The organism is Ralstonia mojiangensis (assembly GCF_023955645.1).
Classification (GTDB): domain Bacteria; phylum Pseudomonadota; class Gammaproteobacteria; order Burkholderiales; family Burkholderiaceae; genus Ralstonia; species Ralstonia mojiangensis.
In genome coordinates this window covers 47,430-53,976 of the sequence record NZ_JAMXHU010000008.1, presented here as the reverse complement: position 1 = coordinate 53,976, position 6,547 = coordinate 47,430, and the positions used below count along the sequence as shown (strand labels likewise).

The following is a 6,547-nucleotide window of genomic DNA, read 5'->3' as shown; positions in this document are numbered from 1 at the left end:
ATCGTCAAGGTAACCGTGTCCGGGCGCATGGCCGACTCCTTCAAAGCAAGGAGCCGTCTAGGCTACGCTCAGTCACTCGGACATTTGAACTTGGCTATAACCGGACATTACAACTTGGCGCCAACATCTTTATTTCTCATAATTTGTGTTATGTTAAATCGCAGGAACCTTTGGGCCCGCTTACAACAGGCGCTGCGTGCAATCCAAGCACGCCAAGAACCGGCACCCGCGTGACCGGCAACACATCAGCAAGTCCAACACCTCCCTCTTTGAAACGCCTGCTTCGAGCAGGCGTTTTTTATTCTTTGCGATCTTCCTGTAATAGCGGCGGCGAGCCGCATCCTGGATGCCACGGCGCAGCGTACGGATATGCCAGTACAAATGCCGGATCTCCCTCGCCAGCGCCCGAACCTCGATCTCGGACACTCAACCCCTGCGTGATATCGTTGCGTCGATCTAACAGCCTAGGCGACGAAATGCGCACAATCCTACCGCTCCTCGTTTGTATCGCCATCCCCACAGCCGCGGCACAGACGGTCAACACCTGCAAGATCAACGGCAAAACGGTCATCACGGACAAGCCGTGTGAACGAGCGATGGAAGCGACGATGGAATTCGGCACACCGGCCGAACGAGCTGCGAAGCAACAGCGCGAAGAACAGCGGAAATCGAACTGCCTAAGCCTGGCGAAAAGCCGTGCATCGTTGGTGGAAACAATGAACTCGCCAGGCGGTGCGTTCATGGTGGAGATGATCAAGAACAACCTGCGGACCCTAGACGAGCAAATGGCAGTCAACCACTGCTGAAAAGCGAGCTTGCAAAGAATGGGGTGTTTGGATCCACGCGACCATTTTCGATACTCCTGGTCATACCCGCTGCTCGGTCCCGCCAGCCGCACTAGCCGTGCGACAACCGCCGGAGATCCTGCCCACGCCCCACCTCTACCGCCTGGTCAAAGGCGCGGACACTCCCGACGCTAGACGCTAACCCTCTGGAAAGGCTTCAAGCTCATCAACGCGCCGAGCCCTCCCCGACCCTATGACCGTGCGTTTGCGAGGCTCCTGGGCCTTTTCCTCAGGCTTGGCGACGTCCAACACCATCCGAACCTCCTGAGGCTGTGCAGCGGGCGCAGACGCGGGTTGCTGCGCCACCTGGACACGCTCCTGGTTCCTAGCGCGACCGTCAGGTTCAAACGCCTCGAAAAAACCACGCTTCACCGCCTGGTCACACACCTGCTGCGTCGTCTCCAGGTGCGTGCCCTGCTGCGTCCAGCATTCACAGCCACCACGGATCTGCACACAGGCGGCAGGCACCGGCACCCTCGACGGCTTCGTGAGCTCGTCATACGCGGGAGCCGTGTACTGCAGGCCAGCGACGCGAGGCTGATAGCTCGCGAGATACTCCGTCGCAGTCATCGGACCACGCTGTGCCGCAGCTGGTGCATCAGGAACACCAGGCTGACCAGGTAACGCACCAGGTGCAGCAGCTGCAGCCGCAGGCTTCACCTGGTCAGGATGCGACAACTTCCACAACTTCCATACGCCACCGAGCAGTGCAACGACGAGCAAGACCGGCAAGGCATACAGCAGGTAATACTTCTTCGGAATCGACTTCTTGTGCGTGTGAGCATCGGCGGACTTGTACCAGTCGAACACCTGCTTCGGATACGGAAACGTGCTGTGCAACGCGCGCTTCAAGTTCGCATTCGTCGGGTCCTGCACCTTCTGCATCTTGAACAGGTCCGCCTTTTGCCGACCCCACTGACGAACCAGGTGAATATGCTCGCCGGCGAGCTTCTTCAGATGGTTGTCGACCAGGCTAGGGTCCTGCGTCATGAAGAACAGATCGAACCCACGATGCCGATGCGTCTCCAGCTCCGACACGAGCTGCGGAGGCTTCGAGCTCGAAGGCCTCGGCGGCATGACCTTCTGAACCTCATCGATCACGATGATCGACTTCTCAGGGCACTCGTACCACTTCGCAGGATCCTCCAGCTTGGTCCACGGAAGCGTGAGCTCAGGAATGCCGTGATAGAAGACCGGACGACTCTCGGCCTGGCGTTTCGCCTCCACCGTGGCGATCGTGTAGAGACTTTTTCCGTTACCAGGTTGACCAGTGATGAGTGTCAGCATGTCAGCACCTTAACCCTTTCCAAGGCAGACGGGACAAGGCCGATCCCACCACTCACCAATCCCAGTACACATGCGACACGGCTCATCGTTCAACTCATCCAAGGCAACCTGCCCCGCCGTCTCACACCGCACGCACACGTAGTCGCATGTAAACGTCTCAAACTCCACACCACACCCCTCGCAAGTCATACGCATAGCGGCCTCACTTCTGAACCATCTTGCGAATCGAACCACCGCTCAAACCGGAAAGCGACGCGCGAATCCCCAACGTCGTGAGGATCATGTTCATGGAGGTGCCAACCTTCAGCACACCAAGAATGCCGATCACATTCCAGGGCAACGTACCGGTACCAGCCACGTACTGCTGAAACAGCGTCTTCAACCCACTCATCATCGCGTCGACGCCCGTAAACATCACGAAGCCGATACCGAGAGCGACCAACACACGACCCACCAGTGACACGCAGGCCTGCGCGAGAAAACCAACAATGGCCGAAGCCAACAAAGCAGCGAAAGGCATTTAGAAACTCCCCTTGAGCATGTAGGCGCAAAGCATCAACGTGCTCAGCATGTTGAGATAACCGAGCAACTTCCCGATGTCACACAGCGGCGCTGTAGACACGTGAAAATTGGACGAACCACCAGGCAGTGGCAAAGCAATATCGATATCCGGCAAACACTGAGCGACGAAACCCATGTCGTCCACATTCGAGAACTTCGAGCTCATATCCACCTGTTCGGCACCACCAGGCGTAGGCAACTTACCGGCGAGAGGATCCTGGCCATTGGCAAGCTTTGAACCGAGATCCGTGGAGTCATCGTGCTTCTGCAATTCACAGCGTGTATTCCACTGCTGCTGCAACATCGCACAGCTAATCGCATCACCATCACAGGTCGGAGGCGCATCACACGTGGCACCACCACTCGCAGAATTTTTCTTACACTGCGCGGCTGTCGGATTCTTCTTGCAATAGTCTTCTTGCGGCTCAGTGGTCGTAGACGTACACGTACCAGGACCACCATTAACCTGAGCGCCAGTACTGACCTGCGAAGTGCTGCAAGGACTCGCTGCAGCCCCACTCGCCCCACTGCCACTGCCTCCACCACCAACGCCACCACCGCCACCAGTAACCACCGTCGTAGTCGTACAAGTGGTGCCATCACACGTGGTGCTCGTCTGAGACGAGCTACTCGAACTCGCAGCCGGACTACTCGCAGGCTGATCAGTTGTCGTCGTCGACGTGCTACCGCCAGTGGTCTGGATCGGATAATCGATACATACGTTCGCACCATTCACAGTGCCGGCGTACTGCCTAACACCACACTGTTTAGGAGGATCAGTAGGCGATGGTTGAGCAGCTGAAGGGGTCCCGGTCCCACTGCACGCAGAACCGGTTGAGCTAAGACCCGTGTACTGCGCGGGATAACTCCCGTTCTGACCAGGCGTGGCACCGGTCCAATACGAGCTGTAGTTGTAAGTACATCCACCAACACAGACCTGCGGATTCAAGATCGTCTGCGTCGGACTGGTGCCAGTCGCGCTGTTACCACCTGGTGCGCTAGCGCCAGCTGCAGGACACGAAGGCTGATTCGACTTGCACGACCCATCAGGTTGCAACACATAACCCGCAACGCAGCTACCAGTAACAGCAACAGAGGTGAAAACGTAATGTTGACCAGGCGCAGTCAAGAAACACTCTCCGGACATTCCGCTCGACGACAACTGCACGGTATCGAACGTCGCAGTGGACTGCGCCTGCCCCGCAGAAATCAGATAAGCCAAATACGCCTGACAGGAACCAGCAGCAGAACCGCTCTCGAAGCCACCACCAACAAGTGACCACTGACGCCCAGTAGTGTCAGAAGCCCAACTCAGGCCACAGACAGAAACTAAAACCAGTGTCACAAGAACCAGCCGGAAACCTGTCCAGATGCGCGCAGGACGAGAAAAAAAGGACCAGGGCATAGCTCACCACCCTCACGAGAAAAGAATCCATCCAGCACCCGCTATCGCAATGAGAACGAAGTAGCCTTCCATGACGAGCTCCAATAAAAACGGGGACCGAAGTCCCCGTCGCACACCAGGCCGGGGACGTCTCCCCTGCGTGCATCACTTGATCGGGCGCTTGACCCAGTTGTAGATCGCGATCGTGCCGTACACCGACAGCACAGCCACGCCGATGAGACCGATCGCAGCCAGGCCACCAGTGATGACAGCGACGACAGCCGACACATCGGGACCGTCCGCGTGTGCCAGGCCAGCCAGACCGAGACCACCCGCAACCACAGCCGTCTTGCCGTACACGCTCGAACCAACGCGCTTTGCAACTTGCGAAAACTTATTCATGCCCTACTCCTCTTCACGTTGAATGATGGCCCGCGCTGCGGACCGAAAAACGAAAGCGAGAGCCCAAAGACCGAGCATCGCGCTTCCAATAAGGGCACCGTCACTCGCAGAGAGTGGCGGCACCGCATGCAACAGCGTGACCTCATCAGCAGTCAGCAACAGATACCCGGTGCACGACGATGCTGGAGTGCTATCGAGCTGCAGCTGACCACTGACGATTTGCACGCACTGAGCCATGTCAATACCTCAACAGTGCCCGCGAGACAGCGACCCAGAAACGCTGCCGACGCGACGCTTTCGCTGCAACCATGTAGCGATTCGCGAATCGCTTCCGATCGAGACGGCGAGCCGCCCAACGAACACCGCACCACGCGAGCACCGCGAGCATCACGCCACCTTCTTGGCTTCAACGCCCGGGTTACCAGCGACACGACTCATCGGCTTAATGGCCGTGACGATGTCACCGGTACCGCGCTTGGTGTTCACCTTCTCGATCGTGATCTCGGCCGAGATCGGGAACTCGAACTTCTCGACCAAAGGCTTGACGAGGTCAGCATCGATCGTCTTGTACTCGACCGTGCGAGTACCTTTGTTGCGGCCGGAACGCGTCTCCAGCTCATCTTCGATATGCAGGCAACCACTGTTCTGATGCTTGCCATCGATCTCACCATCGAAGAACGAAGCGCCCTTGATGATCACGTTGAAGGTTGTTGCGAGTGCCATGGTGGCGGTCCTTTTTCAGTTGGCGTCTCTGACGCTTTGGGGTGGAGGAACTCATGTAGTGCGAACTTCGCCAGGCGTGAGGGCACGCCCTCAACTGCGAGCTCGTCGACCAGCCTGGCGTGATCGGGAGTCATAAGACGGAGCACATGGAAGAAGCGACCGTAAGACGTTTTCACAGCGGCTTTCAGCCGACCGATGGTGATCTCGCCTTCGAGCTTCGTCGTGCGAATGCGCGCAGCTGCTGCATCGACGATGCGTGCGCACACCTTGTATTGACCCGCGAAGTACTCCGTGGGCCGAGTGATGATGTCGTGGGGAAGAATGCGATCGCGGTTGCCGAGCTCACACTCGAAACGCATCCAAGGACTGTCGGCATTGCCGAGCTGCTTGCCCTTCTCGTAGAGGCGAGAGAACTTCCCGTTACCACGCTTTCCGACGTACAGCGTGCGACCACCGATCGGATTGGCATGCAGCCAATCGCCCTCGCAAGAATGCTTCGGCATACGACCGCCAGCATTGAACTCGCCCGATCGATACCAGTCGACGGCATCCTCAATCGAGTACTCACCGTTGACGAAGTCAGCTGCAAGGTCAACACGCGTGAGAGTCGCGCGAACCGACTCAATCCAACCGCGCACGACCGGCCACATGTCCGGCTCGATCAAGCTGCACCACGTACCGTTGAGCGAGACATATGCCCTGCCCCGCTGCTGCTCCCCGCCCCAGGCCATGACGCCGACAGGAACGAACTTGTGTTCGTGGAACACGTACAGCAGCTGAGACTGCTTGAAGCCGTGACGGCCATTCGCCGGCTCGGCACCAACGTTTCGACCGCACCAGGTCGACAACAGCGCCAGCATCATCGACATAAGCGTCGATTCCTGCCATTCCGTGAACGTGAAAGACAGCCAGTCAATGACCGCTCTGCCTCCGTTTGGACTTTCCCCCCCTGTTAGTAGCGGGGGGCAAGCGCCTGCAGGCGCCTCGTCCGTCGCTGCCGCTCCGTCCTTCGGCTGGCAGGCGCCCTCACCTGCTTCCAGGTCGAGAATCTCCCCGGTTTCCAGATCGACTCGCATCAGCCCACCACCAGAGAGAAAGCCTTGCAAAAGGCGACAACGGCCAGGCCGACACCGGCGCAAACACACAGCAAGCCGAACAAGAACCAAACGCACAGAACGAAATGGGCGCAGCGCATCAGCAGTACCGATCCGCGAGAACGTCGGGCAGCTCAGCATCGGCACCAGCGTGGCTGTGCACGAGCTCAGACATGCGACGAAGAGCCTCGTCGCGATCGCAGTAATAGCTGGGGTGGATGTCACGGCAGGAGCCGAGGACGTGGAGGATC

At 58.3% G+C, this 6,547-nt stretch carries 7 protein-coding genes; 1 reads left to right on the top strand and 6 read right to left on the bottom strand.

The annotated features are described in order from the left end of the window. The first annotated feature begins 476 nt into the window (after positions 1 to 476). Positions 477 to 806 carry a DUF4124 domain-containing protein gene (locus NG898_RS25990; RefSeq protein ID WP_252695093.1) on the top strand — a complete coding sequence of 110 codons (330 nt, stop codon included), beginning with the start codon at positions 477 to 479 and terminating at the stop codon, positions 804 to 806. A gap of 177 nt (positions 807 to 983) precedes the next feature. Here the strand turns inward: NG898_RS25990 and NG898_RS25985 are convergent, their stop codons facing one another. From NG898_RS25985 to NG898_RS25960, 6 genes are all read right to left on the bottom strand, one after another. Next, a complete protein-coding gene (locus NG898_RS25985; protein ID WP_252695092.1) occupies positions 984 to 2,132 on the bottom strand; it encodes a zonular occludens toxin domain-containing protein in 1,149 nt (382 codons plus the stop codon). 202 nt (positions 2,133 to 2,334) lie between these two features. Then, positions 2,335 to 2,652 carry a DUF2523 domain-containing protein gene (locus NG898_RS25980; RefSeq protein WP_252695091.1) on the bottom strand — a complete coding sequence of 106 codons (318 nt, stop codon included), beginning with the start codon at positions 2,650 to 2,652 and terminating at the stop codon, positions 2,335 to 2,337. Beyond that, entirely contained in the window at positions 2,653 to 2,997 is a 345-nt protein-coding gene (locus NG898_RS25975; RefSeq protein ID WP_252695090.1) for a virulence factor TspB C-terminal domain-related protein, read from the bottom strand. It lies immediately after the preceding gene. Between the two features lie 1,245 nt (positions 2,998 to 4,242). Further along, positions 4,243 to 4,479, bottom strand: a complete 237-nt coding sequence (locus NG898_RS25970) for a major capsid protein (RefSeq protein WP_252695089.1) — start codon at positions 4,477 to 4,479, stop codon at positions 4,243 to 4,245. A 387-nt stretch (positions 4,480 to 4,866) separates the two neighbouring features. Next, positions 4,867 to 5,202 carry a hypothetical protein gene (locus NG898_RS25965; protein ID WP_252695088.1) on the bottom strand — a complete coding sequence of 112 codons (336 nt, stop codon included), beginning with the start codon at positions 5,200 to 5,202 and terminating at the stop codon, positions 4,867 to 4,869. Next, positions 5,175 to 6,278, bottom strand: a complete 1,104-nt coding sequence (locus tag NG898_RS25960; RefSeq protein WP_252695087.1) for a replication initiation factor domain-containing protein — start codon at positions 6,276 to 6,278, stop codon at positions 5,175 to 5,177. Before NG898_RS25960 ends, NG898_RS25965 begins: the two co-directional genes overlap by 28 nt. Positions 6,279 to 6,547 lie beyond the last annotated feature (269 nt).